The organism is Gordonia sp. NPDC127522, from assembly GCF_042672305.1.
Lineage (GTDB): Bacteria > Actinomycetota > Actinomycetes > Mycobacteriales > Mycobacteriaceae > Gordonia > Gordonia hongkongensis.
Window position 1 is genome coordinate 1 of sequence record NZ_JBHXVK010000032.1, and the last position, 17,874, is coordinate 17,874.

Consider the following 17,874-nt stretch of genomic DNA (forward strand, 5'->3'; position numbering starts at 1 on the left):
CAGCACCACCCTGTGGGCTGCGAGATCGACTGACCGACAGCTAGAAGAAACTGGCTCTAGAACTGCCTGGACCGGCTATCGGGGACCTGCCACACCGCTCCGCCATCAGAGGCAGCGCGGGGGATTGACGGTCGCGGTCGATTCTGGCGGCACGGATCCCGCTCGCAGAGAGTCAACGACCCGGTCTGGTCGAACCAGGCGTGTTATCGCGACACCGATCTGCCAGATCATTAAGCAAGTTCGAAACCGTTCCACACCGCGAACGCGACACCGAGCACACCCCATGCCGTCCACCCGCAGGACGACGATCGCCAACGTTCGGTCACACCCTGCTTTCTTCACTCTCTCCGTGGCTTGCGCTGCCTTTGACCTCTCCGTTGAATGTCTTCAGCACAGTCCGAATGCCGCGGTACTTGGTAGAGGTGTCGTTGGCCAGCGCATCGTCGAACTTCTTGCCCATCTCAACGTGGGTGTCGTAATTGGAGTGGACGTCTGGGGTGAACCAGTTGTCTGGAGTACTCGCGCGGCCTTCGAAGATCTGGTTTTTGCTTCGCTGGAACGATTCGGCCTTGCCGTCACCTATCCAGGCGATCTCGTCTCGCTCATCGCGGACGTGAATGGCCGGATAATCGACAGACGCGGTGTGTAGTGGTGTACCGAAGGTCACGACCCCTGCCACGTTGAGGAGGTCGCTGTTCGCAAGGTTGATGGAATCGATGCCTCCCTGGCTGTATCCCACCAGCAGGATCTCCTTGTCCTTGCCGGCGTTGGGGTAGTTCTCGTTGTAGACCTCGGCCAAAACTGCATCGAGGAGGTTCAGGTCGCCGACGGCGTGGATGGCCCCGTAGTTCTCGAACATCGACTGCACCGCGCCGGACTCTGTTGCGGTTCCGCCTACGTAGACGATCATTCGGTAGACGCCATCCGCACCTTCCACATGCTCTATGTAGAACGGCTCTTGAGCGTTCGTCTTGGACCACAGCGTTGTGAAGAGTTGGGACGTCGACAGGGGATCGACCGAAGGTGCAATTTCTTCCGGCTCGTGGTCGCGCGGAGGGTAGCTGACCTCGCTCCCGCTCACCGCGACGACCTGGCCGAAGAGAGTGCGACGGAACCCCGTCAGGAACTCCAATGCGATGCGGGTGGTTACTCGTGAGGCAAATCCCCTTTCCTGCAGCGCAATATCGATCGACCTGACCACGGATTCGACCCGAGCTATCGACTGGCTGACGACGACCAGCGCGTCCTTGATGACGTGCCACGCATAGTTCTGGACGAGATAGCGCTGTAGGGAGTCGCTGTAGCCGTCGAGTTCGGGAGCGAACCCGGCCTCTAACTGTGCGATTTGGTCCTGGTAGTCCGCAGATCGGATGGGCGTGGAACCCGTCACCAGTCGGGATGCCACGGTCGACAGTTCACTGGTTCCGCTGAAGATGAGGATGCGTTCCTGGCCGGGTTCCAGCCAGGTGAACGCCGACGTGTCTGCGATGCGGACCTCGTGGGTCGTGGTGGTGACACCCCCGTGGCCGTCATCGACCACCACGATGATCCGGTCGTAGTGTGAGTATTGGTTGTAGCCGTATAGGTCGGGCGACGCTTGTGGCGTGTAGATGATCACGCCGTCGTGGAGCGTGGCGGTACCTCCGTTAGAGGTGGTGATCGATACGACGGTGACCTCGTCGTTATCGGCGTCCTCCAGCGTCAGCGTGAATGCCGCGTCGCCGACGAACTTCCCACCGGATCCGGCGACCGGGGTGATCTCCGCAGTCGGGTTCTGGTTGTAGAACGGCACGTGGATCGAGATCGGAACGGTGACCGTCCCGCCGTCGTGGCCGTCGCTGACGATGACGTCAAAGGTCGTGTCGTAGGCGCTTTCGTGTGCCCGCACCAGGTCGGGGGTGTAGCGGATCTCGACCGGCCCGTCCGACCACCGGACGATCTCTACCGAGCCGACCGAGGGAGTTGTTGTGCTGTAGCGGATTTGATCGAAACCGATCCAGTCGGGGAACTGTCCCCAGTCGGCGTCGTTCACGTTCACAAGGTAGGTGGCGAACCCGAGGTTGGCATTCGGATGCTCCTGCGGGGTAACCGTCACCTCTGGAGCGTTGTTGACCTGGGTGAACTCGATGTCGATCTCTGCGGCAAGGCCCGTGGGAGTATTGATGCCGTCGGAGGCGCCAACGACGAATAGATCCCAGACACTCCCGTAGTGGAGGTATCCCGGATCGGTCACCGTGTAGGTGAAGGTGCCGTCATTGTTGTGGACCACGGTTCCCTTCGACGGCGCCATGAGTACCGAGTAGGTGATGGGATCGCCGTCGGGGTCGGTGGCCTCTGCCCGGAAGGTGACCGAGCGGCCGTCGTCGGAGCGCGAAATCTCGACGAGGGATCCTGTGGGTGCGTGATTGGTGACCGGCGGTGCGTCCCGTAGGGGGATGCCGGGGATGCCGGGAGACGGGGAGTTTGATTGCGGGCCGGTCGGCATGTTGATGATGCTGCCGAGCATCACCATCGATCCGTCGGGGGCCTTGGGTGCTTGTACTGAGAGGATCTGCCAGCTGCCGGGAACGGTGGCGTACGTGGCGGATTCGCCGGGGGTGAGGATGTCGTAGGTCAGCGTCTGTCCGCCGGGGGTGCCGCGGGTGATCGCGATGTCGTCGGTGCCGTCGTTGTAGACGGTGACGTGATCCTCGTCTACCACTGAGTAGCTGACACCGGCCGTCACCGGATTCCCGGTGACGACGTTTTCGACGAAGGTGGCGTCGCCGGAATCATAGAAGCGATCGTCTGGGTCGACGGCTGCGAAGTCGACCGGGGACGAGCCGGCGAGCGGGATGTAGTCGTGAATCGACTCGGTGGCACTGCCCACGGCAATGGTGTCGCTCAAGAGGTCTGACGGCGTGACGATGATGCGGCCGACCACGGTGGGCGAGCCGTCGACGCGGGGCGTCTGCACGATGTAGGCGCTGAACCCGAGTGGCGTCACCAAGGACGACCGGGCGACGGTGTGGCTGTCGCCGGACCGGATGATCGTCAGACCCTGGTCGCTGTAGGTGGGGTAGTTGAGGTTGGCGATCGCGATGTCGACGCCGCTGTTGTTGTGCAGAGTGAACGCCCCCGAGCCTTCAGCGGGAACGCTGTAGGTAATGCCGGCGGGCGGTGCGCTGCCGGTGAAGCCAGCGCCCCAGTCGGCGTCGCCGTAGTTGACGAACTGGTCGGTGGGGTCGGTGGCGTTCTCGGCCACCGTCAGCGACACCAGCCACGAGTGATATTCCTCGAGTTCCTCCGGGCTCATGTTGAGCAGGTCCACTGGTCCCACTCCGAAGAACGACTTCTGGGAGAGTGCGCTCGCACTGGTGACCCGGAATGTTATCGGTTGGGCTGGGGATTCTTCTGCGTCGGCGGGCAGGCGTACGAGCGTGGTGTCGAAGAACCGCTGGATCATGGCGTCATCAACCGTGACCAGATCGGCTTCGTCATCCCAATGATGTTTGCCCAGAGAGCCTTCGGCGATCGTGCGGGCAGGGATGAATCGGCTGTCGCCCGGTGCGATCAGCTCCAAGTACTCATCGTCGCCCCGGCTGCGGCGATTGAGGACGCCGATGAGCATCGCGCCCTGGTTGAATAAGACGAGTCCTTCGACGCCGCCGCTCTGCTTGAGCGTGTAGAACAGTGAATCCGGTTCCACCCCGGCGGGCATGACAGCAGAAGTGCTGGCGGCGATGATTGGGGTGCTAGTTGCTACATCTGAGGCCACCGTGAGGGTGAACACTGGCGGGGTCTGATCGGTCACCGGCATGGCAAGCGGCGCATTCGACTCGGTGCCGACGTCTAAATCGGTGTCGGTGTCCGATGCCGAAGTATCCGGTTCCGACGACTCCGGGTCGCCGGTCGGGGTGAACCACCACGACGGCTCGCCGGGGGTGGGCGTCGGGGCGTCCCCTGTTGTCGTGCCGTTCGGCGTTTCGGGCTCAGGGGTTTCGATGGGGGGCGCGGCCGGGGTGGGCGGTGCAGGCTCACTCCCGTCGGCGGCGTCGCTCGCGTCGGGTGAGGCGGGGGTCTCCGGGTCGCCCGAAGCAGTGGGCGGAGCCGGGGAATCGTCTGCAGGAATGTTGTCTGAGGGATCGACGTCAGAACTGCTCGCAGGTGAGTCCGGGCCGTCGGCGTCAGATGCTGAGTCGTCGGAGGCAGAGTTGTCGTCGCTGCTCGAGCTGGAAACACCCGACGCCGGGTCGGCCCCGCCCTCGGCGGCGGCGACCGCCACCGGGCCCGCCATCAGCAAGGCGGCGGCGATACCCGACGACGCGGCCAGACGCTTGGTGACAGTGAACTTCTTGACCGACGACTTGGACACGGGACACTCTTTTCTGTGAGGCGCTCGAAAACGACTTTTCGGGCATGCGTAACTCTATGGAGCGCAGCCGCGGAGAGCGAGGCGCGCAGTGTAGTCGGTTCGGACGAATTCCGATCCGTGCGGCAACTGCCCTCCCCAGGAGCGGTTACCACCTGCGTGTATCTCAGGACAAGTCAGCAACGGCGATCCGGTCAGGCTCCGGTTAGAGATGCTGCGCAGGCTGGAATTTCCTGGCATGTATCGCACTAGTACTCGCGCCTTCTGTCGGCACGAAGGTGCTGAGTGAGACAACCGTGCATGCATCCTCTATCGGAACTCAGCGAACACGCACACTCCTGCCACGCGCAGGCATTGGGGAGTTCGCAGGACGGTTGATGTAGCTCCCGTCGAGGATGTATAGCGTCGAGATGCGGACTGTAAGCAATCGGGTCATACGCCCGCTGCGCACATGCACCCCGCGCGAGGCGACCGCATCGGCACTGTGCCTGGTTGCAGGGCACTCGTTAGCCCGGCAATTTCTTCGAGAGTGCAGATGTCGTCTTCAATAGACCTGAGAAGCAAAGCAATCTTTGTCGGCGCGGGTCGGCCGACGACTCGATACTTGTCGCGGATCCTCGTGATGTGAGTGTGGACCGTGGATTCGCTGACGAAGAGTCGCCGTGCGGCTTGCTGCTTGGAATCACACGCGAGCCATACGATCAGCACCTCGATCTCCCGCTTGCTCAGGGCAGGCCGCCCTACCGAATGAAGAGCCTGAATCGTCATCGTTGCACTCCTGGGTCTCCTGTGGCCGGCAGGAGTGACGTTAATGACGCTGGTAGTGCCTGTAACAGACCGATCTAGTGGGGGCACCCGCGATGGTGTCACCACCCCGGGGGGCATCGTTAGCTAGGCGAACATATGCCGCGCGTCCGGTCGCCTAGGTTCCAAGGGTGGGATACTCCTCCACATGGCTAGCTGCGATCTCGGTGCGTCGTGTGCCGGCGGCGTCGGTCACGAGTACTGAGGCCACCGTGTCCCGTCCGGGTGGCCACATGCGTACACACACTCGCCCGCCGGCCGCTTCCTGTAGGGCGTGTGTGGCGGCCTCACGAACTGAGGCTATGACCGCAGGGTCGTGATCTAGCGTTCCGGAGTCGTCGAGGAAGATGACCTCAACACCCCGCTGCCGTGCGCTGTATGCAGCGTCGTCGAGTTCAAGGGTGGACAGGATCGGCGCTCTGAGCCGATCGCGTAGGTGGGCTTCGAGCAATGCACACTCGGCTCGCACTGCTGTTGAGCGATATCTGAAGGTGTTCGATCCCACCTGGGCCGAGAAGATCGTCGAACTGCTCCAGGAAGTACCCATTGGTTGTTGCCTCGAGTGCGTAACCGAGGCGTTGACATCCGTGCACGATGGTTTCGACGACCTCGCGTTGCCGCGGCAATAGCGGTTCGCCTCCGAAAAGCAGGACCCGGGAGCGCGGAGCGTCGCCAGGCAGAGCTGCGGTGTCAGCCGCCATCACCTGCAAACCGGCCATGGCTTCGTCTTTGCTAAGCATGCGATTAGTGACGATGCGCTGTTCAGCATTGCTTTGGAAGCAATAGGAACAACTCAGGTTGCATCGGTAGGTTGTGATGAAGCTGTAGTTCTTCGGTTCGCCGACGCTCGTATAAAAATCCTCGAGTTCGTCGATGCGTTGCGAGATCCAGGCGTCCTCATCGAACTCGGACAACTTGGTGAGATATCCCTGCGTTAACAACCGGTCAGCCACATCGACGGAAAGCGTGTCTATCCGCTGGTTTTGCAACGCGCTGATGATCGGCGTTGTGGCGAACATCATGACGTTCCTGGGGTGGTTCATCAGCAGGTACCGATCGCCGGCGAGATGGATCCATTTCGTGTAATGGCTGATTCGGGTGGCAACGTCTGACTGGGAGGCTGTGGTGGTCATGGTCCGCCTTACGCAGTGGCTGAGCTCGCGATCACCTCGCGATGACAAAAAGTTAGGTTGTCGATTGCGGTGGGAACAAGACGAGGAAGCCGGGGGCACCCGTCTTGGTGTCATACGTTCGGTGGACCGTTCACTCGCGGCACCGGCATTGGCTGTGAGTGTCCATCCTGACTACGTCGACGTATGGACCTGCTCAAGCGCTGGCCTCCAGTGTGGGTGTGTTGGGTCCGAGGAAGATGCCTACGCCGGTGATCCCTACGACACCGCTGGTGGCCGCGCAGGCACGCGCCTGATCGTCGGTGATGTTGCGGGGGTTGGTCCCAGACCGCTCGCATGCACGAGTGGCTGTAGATGACCGGGGTTGTGGGAGATCTCGCACATCCAGCCCGGTTCGGGCGCTGCAATGGGAGCCGGGGGGTGTCAGATGGTCTGTGTAAGTCCAGTGCTCATCAGTGAGAGGAAGATGTATGAGCATGGCGTTAGACGACAAGCAGCAGGGGTACGGCGACGAGCAGTTGCCTGAGCTGGCCGAGCCGCGCTCGACCGCGGAGGTGGCCGAGGCTTTGCAGGCTTCGGGCATGGTCGATGAAATGCTGGCGCAGATCGATTCCGGCCAGGTCCAGATCACTGGCGAGGGCGGGTTGATCCCAGGCCTGATCAAGCTCGCCCTGGAACGCGGCCTCAAGGCCGAGCTGACCGATCACCTCGGCTATGCCAAGGGTGACCCGGCCGGTCGCGAGCTACCCAACGCCCGCAACGGGTCGAGCCCGAAAACGGTGGCCTCCGAGGTCGGACCGGTGGAGCTGAACATCCCTCGCGACCGCGATGGCACATTCACCCCGCGCCTGGTCCCCAAGGGGTCGCGTCGGCTCGGCGGCTTGGATGACATCATCATCTCCCTCTACGCCGGCGGCATGACGTTGCGCGACATCCAGCACCATCTCGCGTCGACGATCGGCACCGACCTCTCGCATGAGACGATCTCGAAGATCTGCGACGAGGTCCTCGACGCGGTCGATGAATGGCAGAACCGGCCGCTGGAGGCGCTGTATCCCGTCATCTACCTCGACGCGCTGGTGGTCAAGGTCAAAGACGGATCGCATGTCCGAAACAAGCACGCCCACATCGCTATTGGCGTCGACATGGCTGGGATCAAGCATGTGCTGGGGATCTGGATTCAGGCCGAGGAGGGAGCGAAGTTCTGGGCCGGGGTGTGTGCGAATCTGGCCAACCGCGGCGTCAAGGACGTCCTGATCGTGTGCTGCGACGGGCTGACCGGATTCCCTGAGGCAATCGAGGCGACCTGGCCGCTGGCCACCGTGCAGACCTGTGTAGTGCATCTGATCCGTAACTCGATGCGGTTCGTGAACTACAAAGACCGCAAAGACGTGGCCCGGGCGATCAAACCAATCTACACCGCCCCGGACTCTGAGACCGCCCGGCGCGAGTGGGAGGCCTTCCGCGACTCGGAGCTCGGGCTCAAATACCCCAGCGCGGCCCTGGCTTTCGACCGCGCCTGGGACAGATTCATCCCGTTCCTGGCGTTTCCGCCCGAGCTACGCAAGGTCATCTACACCACCAACTCGATCGAATCGCTGAACTACCAGCTACGCAAGGTCATCAAGAACCGAGGACACTTTCCCAACGACATCGCCGTCCGCAAACTGTTGTGGCTGGCCATCTGCGACATCGAAGACAAACGCGCCGCTCAACGCCTCAAAGAACGCGGGAAACGGCGTTCAGAACCACGTAAGGCTCTCGGCCGACTGGTTGAAGGCCAGGTCGTCACCAACTGGAAACGAGCCCTCGGGCAACTCGCCCTGGCCTACCCCGACCGGATCGAACCCCACCTCGACTAGACCCAACGAACTACACGAAAATCAGGAGTCACGTTCTTACACAAACATCTTGACAAGCTCGGGAGCCGTCGGGCACGATCCCGGTCGTGTTCATCTCGGCGATCAGCTGTCGTCCCCACCGGGTGAGACCGGGCCGTCGGCATCCAGGCTCACTGGAGGCTTGGCAACCACAGCCCGGTAGCTATTCCACGACCGCCGGCGTCAGTGCCTACACGTTCATCCCGGAGTACCTGCCCATCGTCGAACGCGACGCCACGATGCTTGTCGTCGACCTGCGTACCAGCAATCGGCGTGGCCTTATCCGAGAGTTCGACAAAGTCGACAACGACGACGAGACATCGACCTGGACCGACATCGCCACGCTGCTTGACGCAGCTAATCAATGCCCTAACCCACCGCACCAGCTTCATGGGCTGACAGCCCGCTACCCAAGACGGACGACTGATCTGGAACTCTGCCCGCTAATGGCACGGCCACAGAGGAGGCATCTAGACGTTATGTCAGATACCCTTCGAACCCTTTCTCCCCCAGAAATTTTCAAGTGCCGATAATTTACCTTATGTCAAGTAAACCTGACGCATAGTCGAGGCGCCGCCCCGCTGTCGCCCTTTCCTCGGACCCGAATTCACCGAAATACAAGCTCTACCCCGCGACGGCATAGGCCGCCAGTCGCGGCCTACAGTTGCCCGTCAGCCGCGTTAGCAGGGGAACTGTAGCGGGGCAGGCACCTCCGCCAGCGGAGCAGTCCGACGGCCCAGGACGCTCTCAGCGGAGCCCGGATGTGGCGCCCGCCGGAACAACCCACCCCAGACGCGCTACGTTCCGTCAGTGAATCAAGACGCAAGCGGATCGTCAGTGCCGACCGCACTGCGGTTCTCGGTTCCGTTCGCGGCGCTTGGCCTCGCGCTTGGCGTTCTAGCGGCCGCTGGATGGCGTTATACCGTTCCGCGTCTACTCTTCGATACCGCCCCGCCTCAGGTGCCAGAAGGCAAAATTGGGTACATGCTCGTTGTCAACTCACTGGAGTGGGTGACCGGGCCGACATGGTGGCCGACTTTCGCGCTGTTACCCGCTATTGGTTTAGCTACCGGACTCATCGTCGGGATTCTGGTCGCGCGTTGTGTACGAGGTCTCAGTGCCCGCCTTCGGGCCGCCGCATCGGTGCTGGGGTGCGGCGTCGTCGGTGCGCTCACAGGTCTGGCCGGTGCAGTGTTTGCTCATCGGGAGCAGCCCAGGATCGGGTTTATCAACACTGATGGACCGACCTCGATTGACTACAACAACCTCGACGGCCACCTGCTGGTGCACGGCGCACCGCCACTATGGGATCTCAGTCCGACGTACCTAACGTTTCCCGTGGTCGGCTTCATAGTCGGGGTTGCAACCGCCACGATCGCCATAGGCACCCGCCGTTTGCGACATCCCTCGTCAAGGGGGTTCCGTACCGACAAACCGCGGCTGAGGTGATCTGGCCCGAACACGACGCCCAGCCCTGACTACTCGACCCCGCCCAGGCCCGAAAGGGCGTCGGGGCATCAGTCGCAGAGTGACGGGCTAGTAGCGCAGCAGGTTGCCGAAGCCGCGCTTGTCCATGCTGAGGACAAGGCTCTTGCTCGGCTCGTTGTACAGCAACCACTCCCTGATGCCCTCGGCCTGCCGGGATCGAGGGGCATCTTCAAGATGAAGGCTGGACAGTAGTTGTCCGACGAAAACCGGCTTGGGTCGCTGCTCCCCGGCAGCCACAAATGCGCTGTCGTCCCATAGACGATGCGAACTACTCATGGCGTGTCCAACCCTGTCAAATACCAATTGCGGCCAGTCGCGACCGAAATTTTACTGTCTGCACCTGTAGCGTACCTATAGCGGCGCCGCGCGGGTATACCTGAGCGGGATTTCCGCAGATCAGCCGGGCGATACCGTGACGCGAATTACTGGGTCCGGTCCGGTCTCATCGACTTCAAGAACCGTAATCGTCACGAACGACGGCAGTAGCAGTTCGCGCTGGTAGCGCATCCGGTCGTCACCGGCGAGCGACACCCACAACGCGCGTACCCCGGCCGGAATCAGGACCTCGATCAGCGCCGAACCACCGTCCAGCGGCGGTCGCGTGAACTGCTCGATCGCGACCTGACGGTCGAGCGATGTGCCGAAGAACCCGGCGAGTGATACTTCCTGTCCAACCAGCTCAGCAAGATCGGTGTTAGCGACGCCGAAGACCTTGCGGGTGTTCCGCACCCCGCGGTACGCCCGGACCGGCCGGCGCAGACGATGTCGGCGCACTAGTTCGTCCAAGTCCTCGGCATGGATCATGAAGTGCGGGTCGTCGGACTCGCCGCGAGCAGCTTTCTGGAACTCGTCGTAGGTGCGGTCGTCGCGTTGCCATTCGTGGACGATGTCGCGCTCATACGGCGTAAGCGCGGAGACGTCATCGGCGAACTCAGCGTCGAGGACTTCCGCCGCGGTGTCCCGCTCCGCAGGGGTAGGTCCGCCAAGGGGCTCGTCGTCTGGTGTGGAAATCAGCGTCGGACCTTCCGGTGGCGGCGGCGGTGGTGCGTCGTCTGAATCGTATGCTGGTCACGTGACAGCAGCAGGAGCATCTGTGTCGCTGTTGATAGCTGTCAGAGAGAATTGACTGTCTGGTTCCTGACATCCGGGTCTACATTCTGGCCGGGTACCGAAACTGCGGGTCAGTGTCGCGAGAGGTCCCTAAGCCGCGACGTCACCCGGCGCATGCAGCTGGGCAATCGTTTCAGCGTGCTCGGCGAAGGCCATATGCCGCAACTAGGCCGGGACGCTGGCTGAGTAGCGATTCCAGCCTGCTGTCCGGCCACATCTCGATCATCGGCGCGTTGCCGGTGTTGTTGTGCCGCTCGATCCAGTCGACCGCGTCCACCGTGAACCGCCCGCTGGTCGCAATGATGAGCCCATTGACCACAGGCGGGGTCCACAGCGGCATGTTCGCGAGGGTGTCGGACACAGCGCTCACGTTCACCGATTTGCTGAGCCAGTGCTTTGCCTGGACGATTACCCGTTCCCGCCGTGTCGTACCGCTGCCGTCGTGCAGCACCCGATCGAGCCCGAGGTCGCGCCCTCGGTCGGGAGCGCGCGTCGCCATCAGCCAGGTTACGTTCTCGTATTGCGGAATTCCCCGCAGGACGTCGAAGAGCAGCCGCTCGAACTCGTCGTCGTTAAGCTCATGCCACTGCATAGCAGTCGACGCCGCACCCGTAACTTCTGCCTCCGACGCGGCTCCGAGGTCGATCTCAGGAACCGGCAAAGGGTCAGTTTCGCCGAAACCTGCAGAGTCGATGTCGTTACGCACGCTCGGCCAATCCATCGAAGCTATATCCCGCCAGTCGTGCGGCTGCGCGAAACGGAGGTGGCGGTGAAGGTCGGACCACCGGCCGCGACGTTCCACCGTATCGCCAAGCAACCGCTCAATCTCCTCTACAGCAGCAAGCACGGCCGCTGCATCCTGTGCACGGACCGGGTCGTTTCCAGTTGCGGGAAGCCCGACACTTACTTGTCCGAGAATGGCATCGACTGTTTCTGTCAAGGTCTGAAGCCGACCACGAATCGCTTTTCGTCTAGCACGATGCAGTCTGTAGCGGTATCCGGCGAGGTCCCGGTCCGGTTTCTCGATCGCTTCGTACACGCCTGTCGCTACTTCGCCGATTTCGGCGTATTCGAGGAACCCTTGACCGACCGCCTCGAGGTCTGGTAGCTCACGATCGATCCGCCAGTTGTCGATTGGAGGCAGTCCAGCGCAGAGATCCTTCCAAGCCCGCGCAAGGTCGTCATACTCGGGGTTGGATCCGAGTGCCGGCCCACTGGGGAGCATTGGAGAAGCGCGACGCCACACCGCCTCGAGCTTCTCGAGGTTCGCCGCAGTCTTGTCAAACGCGTCGAGTAGTGCGTTGAGGTCCACAATGCTCCCTGCTGATCGGCTGGCGTCACTGCGTGTGCGGCATCGCTCGCTGAATATGAAGTCTCGCAGGCTGCCCCGGCGCTAGGGAAAGGTGGTACCGACTTACACAGCAGTGTATTCGGCATAGACTGATGTGGAGCGCTGTGGGTCTGGCAACATCGCAAACCTTAAGAGAGTCAACGCGTCACGCTCCGCACGGGCGCGTGAGCGAGTTCATTCTTGCGGAGCCTGCTCGTTTACCTCGTCCGTGCCTAGCGACGGCTCAACGTCTCGCGCGAGAGCCCGGAGCTCGCGGTCCTGGGCCTCGTATCCGGGTCGACCGACGTTCTCGAAAGGGTTCTCCGGCAGAACAAAACCGTAGCCGGCGTTTTGGAGGTTCTTGCCCCGCACACCCACACGCATCGAATCAACCACTCGGTCGACGATACGCGGATCAGCGCGGCGCATGAGATGTCGTGTTTGTTCGATCTCCTCTTCGGACGCAGGTGATACGCCCTGTTGCTGAGCATGCTGGCGCTTGCCCTCGATATGTTCGCCGAGACGGAGCTGCCACCCGATTTGATGCACACTGTCCACCACGGCGCGGACTGCGTCGGCATCGGCAGCCTCGCTCGGCGTAATCGGATCACCAGCTGGGGAGACGTCGACGTAGAACCCACGTTGTTTGAGCTGATTCTGGTCGCGCTTCCATTGTTCAATCGTGCCGAGGACCTCAGCGTTCCTCTCCGGGTCCGACGGTTCCGTACCGAACCAGTACTCTTCGCGCACCAAGAAGTCGTGCACAGTTTCGAGCTTGAGGCTGTGCATCCCCCATAGATTCAAAAGACGCTGATCTACGAAGGACTGGCCGTCGGTGGAGTGAACGATCTGAACACGTCTTTCGTGCAGGGCGATTGCCTTCCCCGACTCTTCCATGCCGAGGATCGCGAGAGATCGGGCGAGTGATGCGTCGCCACGATCCAGCATGGCGGCGGCGGCTTGCAGTAACCGATCCGCATTCGCGAGCAGCGCATCCTGCAGCGCGACGACCTGATCGGGAGTGAGGTCTGCTGGGAGGAGTCGTTTGCCCGCCATTCCCCGAGTCTGCCTCAGGCATCCGGCTTTCATGTCTCGGGAGGCCAGTCCCATTTCGTCTCAGGTTGCCCTGTGTTGACCAGGACGTTGCCCTGAGTTGACCAGGACGCCGGCCCCGGCACTGTTTGCAGACCTATTCAGCGAGGCTCCACCGTGCAGAGCTCGTGTGCGACCGTTGCGTGCGCTCGCACCCGAGTGCAGGCTAAGCGCCATGAGTGAGCTTTCGCGGGTGGAGTTGATGGGCCGGCACGCAGCCAGCGCCACCCTGCACGTGTCTGGGGTGGTGACCTACCTCAACGCCGATGAGCAACGCCAGCAGTTCCGGTGGTGGCATGGCCCGGCCTCGAGGTGGCGCATCGCTCTGTCGGACGGCACCGTCGTCTACCTCCGAGATGCCACCGGCCGCAAGCTATCAACGCAGCTCCGGCGACGAGCTCCAGGAGCTCGGCGGCCGGATCGCCGTGCCGATCCTGGGTCCGGTCAGTCCTCTCGACGCGATCGCCCCGGGCTCTTTGCTGAACAACATGACCGACCACGCCGCAGTCGCCGCCGGACCGCTGCCCACTGACGTCGACGGGCGCCGAGCGTGGCGAGTCATACTCTCTGCCGCAGGCGCAGACATGTTCATAGACGTTGACGACGAAACCGGGATTCTCGTCCAAGCTCAGGGCGCAGACTATCCCGAGCCAGCGTTTACCATCACCGACCTGCAGACCGACGACCACCGGGACGCAGCCTGGTTCGCGCCCTGAAAAACTCAATGGGGTCGGTGCCGATTCTCCTGTTGGCCGAGTGCCCAGATGACGATGGCGACAACCAGACTGGTGTTCGCGTGTTAGTGTGCTGCGCATGTCGAGTCTGCAGAAAGGCGCATGAGGCGCCCCGCTAGTTCGCCAGTTCGGATTGCCGGGATCGTCCGATGACGCCGGCCCGAACTCCTCCCTCCACATCGCGTGTGCTCACCGTGTCACTGAGCGCGCTAGAGATTGAGGACGGCTCGATCCCGCCGCCCCGAATCGGCTCCCTCACCACTCTGTGGCTGGACTTCCACGAAACCTCGGACGTGGCGCCGGGCGCTGCGACGGTGCACGCGGTGCTGGATCTGCGTCCGACACCACGCCTGGACGGCAGCAGTAAGCGGCCTGATCAACGCAGGTGGTACTGGACCGGCGATCTCATCGGTGACGGGTGGCGGGCCACGTGGATTGGTCGACGGCCCAGGATGGGTCAAGTCGAGTTGACCGGGCAGTTCCGGCAGTCGGGCGGAGTCGCGTTCAACCGCAACGCCACCGTGCGTGGCCGCGTCACCCGGGTGCAAGTCCGAACCACCCCCTACCACCATCGCGAAGGGGCGTGGCAACCCGTCCCCGACAGTCCGTCGACCTACCACGATGTCGACGAGGCGCCCCGCTGGTTCGACAGAGGCGGCATGGACGACGCCGATCCCGGTTCTGACGCAGTGTTTTCGGTGCAAACAGGTGTGATGATCGACCTCGATCTCGACGACGTCGACCCACCACCCCCGCGGCCGCGGATCGAACCGGAGAGTGTGGCGGCCGGCGACCACGGCATTTGGGTGGTCGACAATCAGCTACCCGTCGCTGTGCTGCTGGCGGGCGACACCGCCACCGAGTACGTCTTCCCCGGGACTATCACCTCGGGCCGTACGATCCTCGCGACGCCGACCGGGTGCACGATCACCGAGGGCCTCGAAACCTACCACTGCACCGTCGGCGAACCCATCCACAAGCCCACCACCGTTCTGCCACACGTTGCCCTCGGCGACGTCTCCCTGCGGTGGGAGCGCGTGGACAACACACACTGGCGAGCACTTCTCACCTCATCCACGGGTGAGCAGGTGGCCGTCATCGACCTCCCCACCGATCAGCAGCTGCGCGGCATGGTCACCGACAGCGGGGCGTTCGTGGTCGCCGTGCAGGACGCGGATGACTCCGACCAGACAGTGCGGTTGATGCGGATCACCACCGCTGGCGAGGTCACCCGGGGACCGGCGATCCCGATCGCGCCGCGACAGTGGATAGACACAGGCAACAGTCTGTTCCACACCCCCCTCAGGTTTCGGCAGGGCAAAGACATGTATCCCATCAACAGCGACCTGAGCGCGGGTGAACCCGTCAGGCTCCCGGACTCGCCGTTGACCGCAGGCCAAACCGCGACAACGGCGTGGATCAGCACGCACCCGCCAAGCCAACACCAGCCCACCGGTCCTGCCAGCTCGGGGCGCAGCGACCACACCCACGACAGTCGTTCGCGACGTCAGTTCTGGGTCGTCACCCTCCTCGACGCCGACTCCCAGCCATTCGTCAGCTTCCCGACATCCAGTCCCACACCAGCACTCACCACCGACCACCACGGCCGCCACTGGATCACCGACCACGGCCTACGCCCACTGCCCACCGATCCCATGACATGGTCCGACCCGATCAACCTCGACGCCGCCATCACCACCACGATCTACCCGTCACCACCGCCGTGAGCGTCAGCAGGACCAGAGTGCGCTTCCACCGAGTCGTGCGCAAGATCGGCTGTGTCTAAACCAGTTTTGTAGCTGAGAGCAGAGGCACCCCGTGATACTCCCGGCGATCCTCAACCGGCACCTCGACAGCAGCCGACCACTCCCGCACCTCGGTGAGTGTCGATCCTGGCACTTGGCCTGGAACCCGAGTGCGCGCAATGGTGGGTCGCCCTGCGCCCCAAGTGGCACCTCGAGGTGCAGCTCGAGCCCGAACCAACTCAACAGTCATCCCTTGAGGGTGAGAAGTTCGCGCGCTTCACTTCAACCGGCACAGGGGGTGACGTGCACATCAGGTGCACCACGTTCGGGTCGGTCCCCGAGACGGTCGACCTTACCGGTGCAGTGCACATCACCGGCGACGCAGAACACCCTGACGTTGCAAACAACGGACTACCGGCGCGACCAACTACTTCCGCGTCCGTCGTCCGCCTCCAGCTGGTTACTATTGCGCTCGAATGGACGCGCGCGGACAACATCGACCAGCCAGATCCCGCCCGTCAGTTCGACACCCTGCAACCGGTCGCCGGCACCGAACAGTTCCGGGAGCTTCCCGACCACCCCATTCTCAGCCACGATCTGTTCGACACCGATCACAACAAACCGCGGCGGGAACTGCTGCTCCTCGACCTCGAGACCAAGTCCGTGAGGTAGCAGCTTAAGAGATATGCCAGGACTTGAACGAGCGGCAGTTATGACATATGCAGTCGAATTCGCCTTAGCTCTAACGATTTCGAAGCGCCGATAGTAGATACTACGTCTGCCCGCTTGGAGGATTTGCTTGGATGGGCGCGATACATGCAGACGTCAGATGCGCATCCCTGCAGCTACCGTCGTTCGCATCCAGGTATGGCCCGGTTGGAGTCGCTACCGGCTAAGGTAGGGCCATCGTCGAGTCGAGCGAACGTAGCGCGAAGCGTATCGAGTGTCGCTCGGCCGGCGATCTGGGGGCGCCATGAGACGTACCACCTGGCGCTTAACGGGGGCGTTAGAGACCTCGACGTTCGGTGCCTTGCGTGGTGGTCGTGCGCGATCGACTCTAGACAGATCAGCACGGTCTGCGTGTCGTCGACTAGATCGGCCGCCGAGGCCGCACCGAACGCCTTCGAGCGCGACCAATTGGGTCTGGTTGGGGCAAGGAAACGCTCAACGAGACGATCCCACCCACTGAGCGTGCTATCGATGGACGCTAGCGGATAGCTGGCCAGGTCCTCTGGGTTGACGGTAGCGCGCGTTGCAAGGGGGTGGGTGTGATGCAGCAATGCAACGACTGACTCCTCAGTGAGCGGAGTGGTGCGGATGGCGGGGTCACGGTACGCCTCTCCTATGGCCAAAGTAAGTGCACCACTTCGCAACTGATCGAGCACCTGAGTCTGTGGCAGGGTGGTCTGCTCAATGGTCGTGTCTGGAAATGCGTTACGCAGTGCAATGAGCGCGCGGCGGGGCACCTGCAGCGAAGGCTCGGAGACGTGCACACGTATTGACTTGGGATTTTGGGTGCCCAACTGTTTGACCGCTTCGACGGTTGCGTTCATTTCGCGGAGCATTCGGCGACCATCTGCGGCGAGTAGGTGGCCTGCCGGAGTTGGAGTGACTTGGCGGCTAGTCCGTTCGAATAGCTGCACACCCAACTGACCCTCGATGCGGCGTATCGCCTGACTCAAGGCCGGCTGAGCGATGTGCGCCAGCGTGGCAGCCCGGGTGAAATTGCGCTCAGACTCGACTGCGATGACGTACTCGAGATCGCGCAGGGTCACATTGAGCATGCTCACATGCTAGGTCCATCGGGACACTGTGTTGGTCTAGTTCGACATAACAGTCGATGCTGTAATCAGCGATTGCACGAGCAGAGTCTTCATCGTCAGGCAGCAGGTCTTCGGGGCAGCGTAGGGTCGACCGCCTTGCGTCGCGCCCAGGTAAGGAGTCTCGTGAGGGAATTAACCGGCCAGGTGGCGGTAGTGACTGGGGCGGGTCGTGGTCAGGGCCGTGCCCACGCGGTGGCCCTGGCTCAACATGGGGCAGCGGTCATCGCCATCGATGCCTGCGAAGATCTCACCAGTGTGCCCTACGGGCTCGCGCGACCCGATGAACTCGAACTGAATCACCCCTGGTTTGATGCCGCTTCCTTCTGAGTCAGGAAGGATGAGCTCATGCCTAAAAAGATCGATCCAGAGGTCCGTTCAAGGGCTCTG

At 62.4% G+C, this 17,874-nt stretch carries 15 protein-coding genes and 1 pseudogene; 7 read left to right on the plus strand and 9 right to left on the minus strand.

What is annotated here, in order from left to right; translation table 11 throughout:
• Positions 1-322: 322 nt before the first annotated feature.
• The 4 genes from ACFVHY_RS24055 to ACFVHY_RS24070 all read right to left on the minus strand — a co-directional run bounded on the left by ACFVHY_RS24055 (position 323) and on the right by ACFVHY_RS24070 (position 6,868).
• Positions 323-4,354 carry a cadherin-like domain-containing protein gene (locus ACFVHY_RS24055; RefSeq protein ID WP_390275865.1) on the minus strand — a complete coding sequence of 1,344 codons (4,032 nt, stop codon included), beginning with the start codon at positions 4,352-4,354 and terminating at the stop codon, positions 323-325.
• 429 nt (positions 4,355-4,783) lie between these two features.
• Entirely contained in the window at positions 4,784-5,236 is a 453-nt protein-coding gene (locus ACFVHY_RS24060) for a helix-turn-helix transcriptional regulator (RefSeq protein ID WP_390275866.1), read from the minus strand.
• Between the two features lie 314 nt (positions 5,237-5,550).
• Positions 5,551-6,288, minus strand: a complete 738-nt coding sequence (locus ACFVHY_RS24065; RefSeq protein WP_390275867.1) for a radical SAM protein — start codon at positions 6,286-6,288, stop codon at positions 5,551-5,553.
• A 193-nt stretch (positions 6,289-6,481) separates the two neighbouring features.
• A complete protein-coding gene (locus ACFVHY_RS24070; protein WP_390275868.1) occupies positions 6,482-6,868 on the minus strand; it encodes a membrane dipeptidase in 387 nt (128 codons plus the stop codon).
• Here ACFVHY_RS24070 and ACFVHY_RS24075 point away from each other — a divergent pair.
• Positions 6,756-8,147, plus strand: coding sequence for an IS256 family transposase (locus ACFVHY_RS24075; protein ID WP_390275869.1), 1,392 nt, complete (start codon positions 6,756-6,758; stop codon positions 8,145-8,147). The genes ACFVHY_RS24070 and ACFVHY_RS24075 overlap by 113 nt on opposite strands.
• Before the next feature lie 828 nt (positions 8,148-8,975).
• Complete coding sequence (locus ACFVHY_RS24080) at positions 8,976-9,614, plus strand: hypothetical protein (protein ID WP_390275870.1); 639 nt, start codon at positions 8,976-8,978, stop codon at positions 9,612-9,614.
• 87 nt (positions 9,615-9,701) lie between these two features.
• Here the strand turns inward: ACFVHY_RS24080 and ACFVHY_RS24085 are convergent, their stop codons facing one another.
• Positions 9,702-9,929, minus strand: a complete 228-nt coding sequence (locus ACFVHY_RS24085; RefSeq protein ID WP_390275871.1) for a hypothetical protein — start codon at positions 9,927-9,929, stop codon at positions 9,702-9,704.
• Between the two features lie 120 nt (positions 9,930-10,049).
• Positions 10,050-10,382: a hypothetical protein gene (locus tag ACFVHY_RS24090; protein WP_390275872.1), complete on the minus strand. Its 333-nt coding sequence runs from the start codon at positions 10,380-10,382 to the stop codon at positions 10,050-10,052.
• Positions 10,383-10,448: 66 nt separating this feature from the next.
• Between ACFVHY_RS24090 and ACFVHY_RS24095 the strand changes: the two genes are divergently transcribed.
• Entirely contained in the window at positions 10,449-10,709 is a 261-nt protein-coding gene (locus ACFVHY_RS24095; RefSeq protein ID WP_390275873.1) for a hypothetical protein, read from the plus strand.
• Positions 10,710-10,896: 187 nt separating this feature from the next.
• On the opposite strand, the gene ACFVHY_RS24100 is transcribed toward ACFVHY_RS24095, so the two are convergent.
• Both ACFVHY_RS24100 and ACFVHY_RS24105 read right to left on the minus strand, forming a co-directional pair.
• Complete coding sequence (locus ACFVHY_RS24100; protein WP_390275874.1) at positions 10,897-12,075, minus strand: restriction endonuclease; 1,179 nt, start codon at positions 12,073-12,075, stop codon at positions 10,897-10,899.
• Between the two features lie 213 nt (positions 12,076-12,288).
• Positions 12,289-13,149, minus strand: a complete 861-nt coding sequence (locus ACFVHY_RS24105; RefSeq protein WP_390275875.1) for an AbiV family abortive infection protein — start codon at positions 13,147-13,149, stop codon at positions 12,289-12,291.
• Between the two features lie 302 nt (positions 13,150-13,451).
• Between ACFVHY_RS24105 and ACFVHY_RS24110 the strand changes: the two genes are divergently transcribed.
• The 3 genes from ACFVHY_RS24110 (at position 13,452) to ACFVHY_RS24120 (ending at position 16,336) form a co-directional block, all read left to right on the plus strand.
• Positions 13,452-13,901 carry a hypothetical protein gene (locus ACFVHY_RS24110; RefSeq protein ID WP_390275876.1) on the plus strand — a complete coding sequence of 150 codons (450 nt, stop codon included), beginning with the start codon at positions 13,452-13,454 and terminating at the stop codon, positions 13,899-13,901.
• A gap of 470 nt (positions 13,902-14,371) precedes the next feature.
• The gene (locus ACFVHY_RS24115) at positions 14,372-15,646 is read left to right on the plus strand and encodes a hypothetical protein (protein ID WP_390275877.1); all 1,275 of its coding nucleotides are present in this window, start codon (positions 14,372-14,374) and stop codon (positions 15,644-15,646) included.
• Between the two features lie 156 nt (positions 15,647-15,802).
• Positions 15,803-16,336, plus strand: a complete 534-nt coding sequence (locus ACFVHY_RS24120) for a hypothetical protein (protein WP_390275878.1) — start codon at positions 15,803-15,805, stop codon at positions 16,334-16,336.
• Between the two features lie 173 nt (positions 16,337-16,509).
• Here ACFVHY_RS24120 and ACFVHY_RS24125 read toward each other — a convergent pair whose 3' ends face one another.
• Positions 16,510-17,448 (minus strand): LysR family transcriptional regulator, encoded by a 939-nt coding sequence (locus ACFVHY_RS24125; protein WP_390275879.1) that lies wholly within the window; start codon positions 17,446-17,448, stop codon positions 16,510-16,512.
• Between the two features lie 162 nt (positions 17,449-17,610).
• On the opposite strand from ACFVHY_RS24125, the pseudogene ACFVHY_RS24130 reads away from it, so the two are divergent.
• Positions 17,611-17,775, plus strand: a pseudogene (locus ACFVHY_RS24130) (SDR family mycofactocin-dependent oxidoreductase); the annotation flags it as partial.
• Positions 17,776-17,874: the final 99 nt, after the last annotated feature.

Bases quoted from the DNA above. Each gene is read 5' to 3' on its own strand.
- ACFVHY_RS24060 (WP_390275866.1), bottom strand. From the start codon at position 5,236: ATGCCCCCCGGGGTGGTGACACCATCGCGGGTGCCCCCACTAGATCGG.
- ACFVHY_RS24065 (WP_390275867.1), bottom strand. From the start codon at position 6,288: ATGACCACCACAGCCTCCCAGTCAGACGTTGCCACCCGAATCAGCCAT.
- ACFVHY_RS24075 (WP_390275869.1), top strand. From the start codon at position 6,756: ATGAGCATGGCGTTAGACGACAAGCAGCAGGGGTACGGCGACGAGCAG.
- ACFVHY_RS24070 (WP_390275868.1), bottom strand. From the start codon at position 6,868: ATGCCCGAAGCCTGCAAAGCCTCGGCCACCTCCGCGGTCGAGCGCGGC.
- ACFVHY_RS24085 (WP_390275871.1), bottom strand. From the start codon at position 9,929: ATGAGTAGTTCGCATCGTCTATGGGACGACAGCGCATTTGTGGCTGCC.
- ACFVHY_RS24095 (WP_390275873.1), top strand. From the start codon at position 10,449: ATGGATCATGAAGTGCGGGTCGTCGGACTCGCCGCGAGCAGCTTTCTG.
- ACFVHY_RS24105 (WP_390275875.1), bottom strand. From the start codon at position 13,149: ATGGCGGGCAAACGACTCCTCCCAGCAGACCTCACTCCCGATCAGGTC.
- ACFVHY_RS24110 (WP_390275876.1), top strand. From the start codon at position 13,452: ATGAGCAACGCCAGCAGTTCCGGTGGTGGCATGGCCCGGCCTCGAGGT.
- ACFVHY_RS24115 (WP_390275877.1), top strand. From the start codon at position 14,372: ATGGGTCAAGTCGAGTTGACCGGGCAGTTCCGGCAGTCGGGCGGAGTC.
- ACFVHY_RS24125 (WP_390275879.1), bottom strand. From the start codon at position 17,448: ATGCTCAATGTGACCCTGCGCGATCTCGAGTACGTCATCGCAGTCGAG.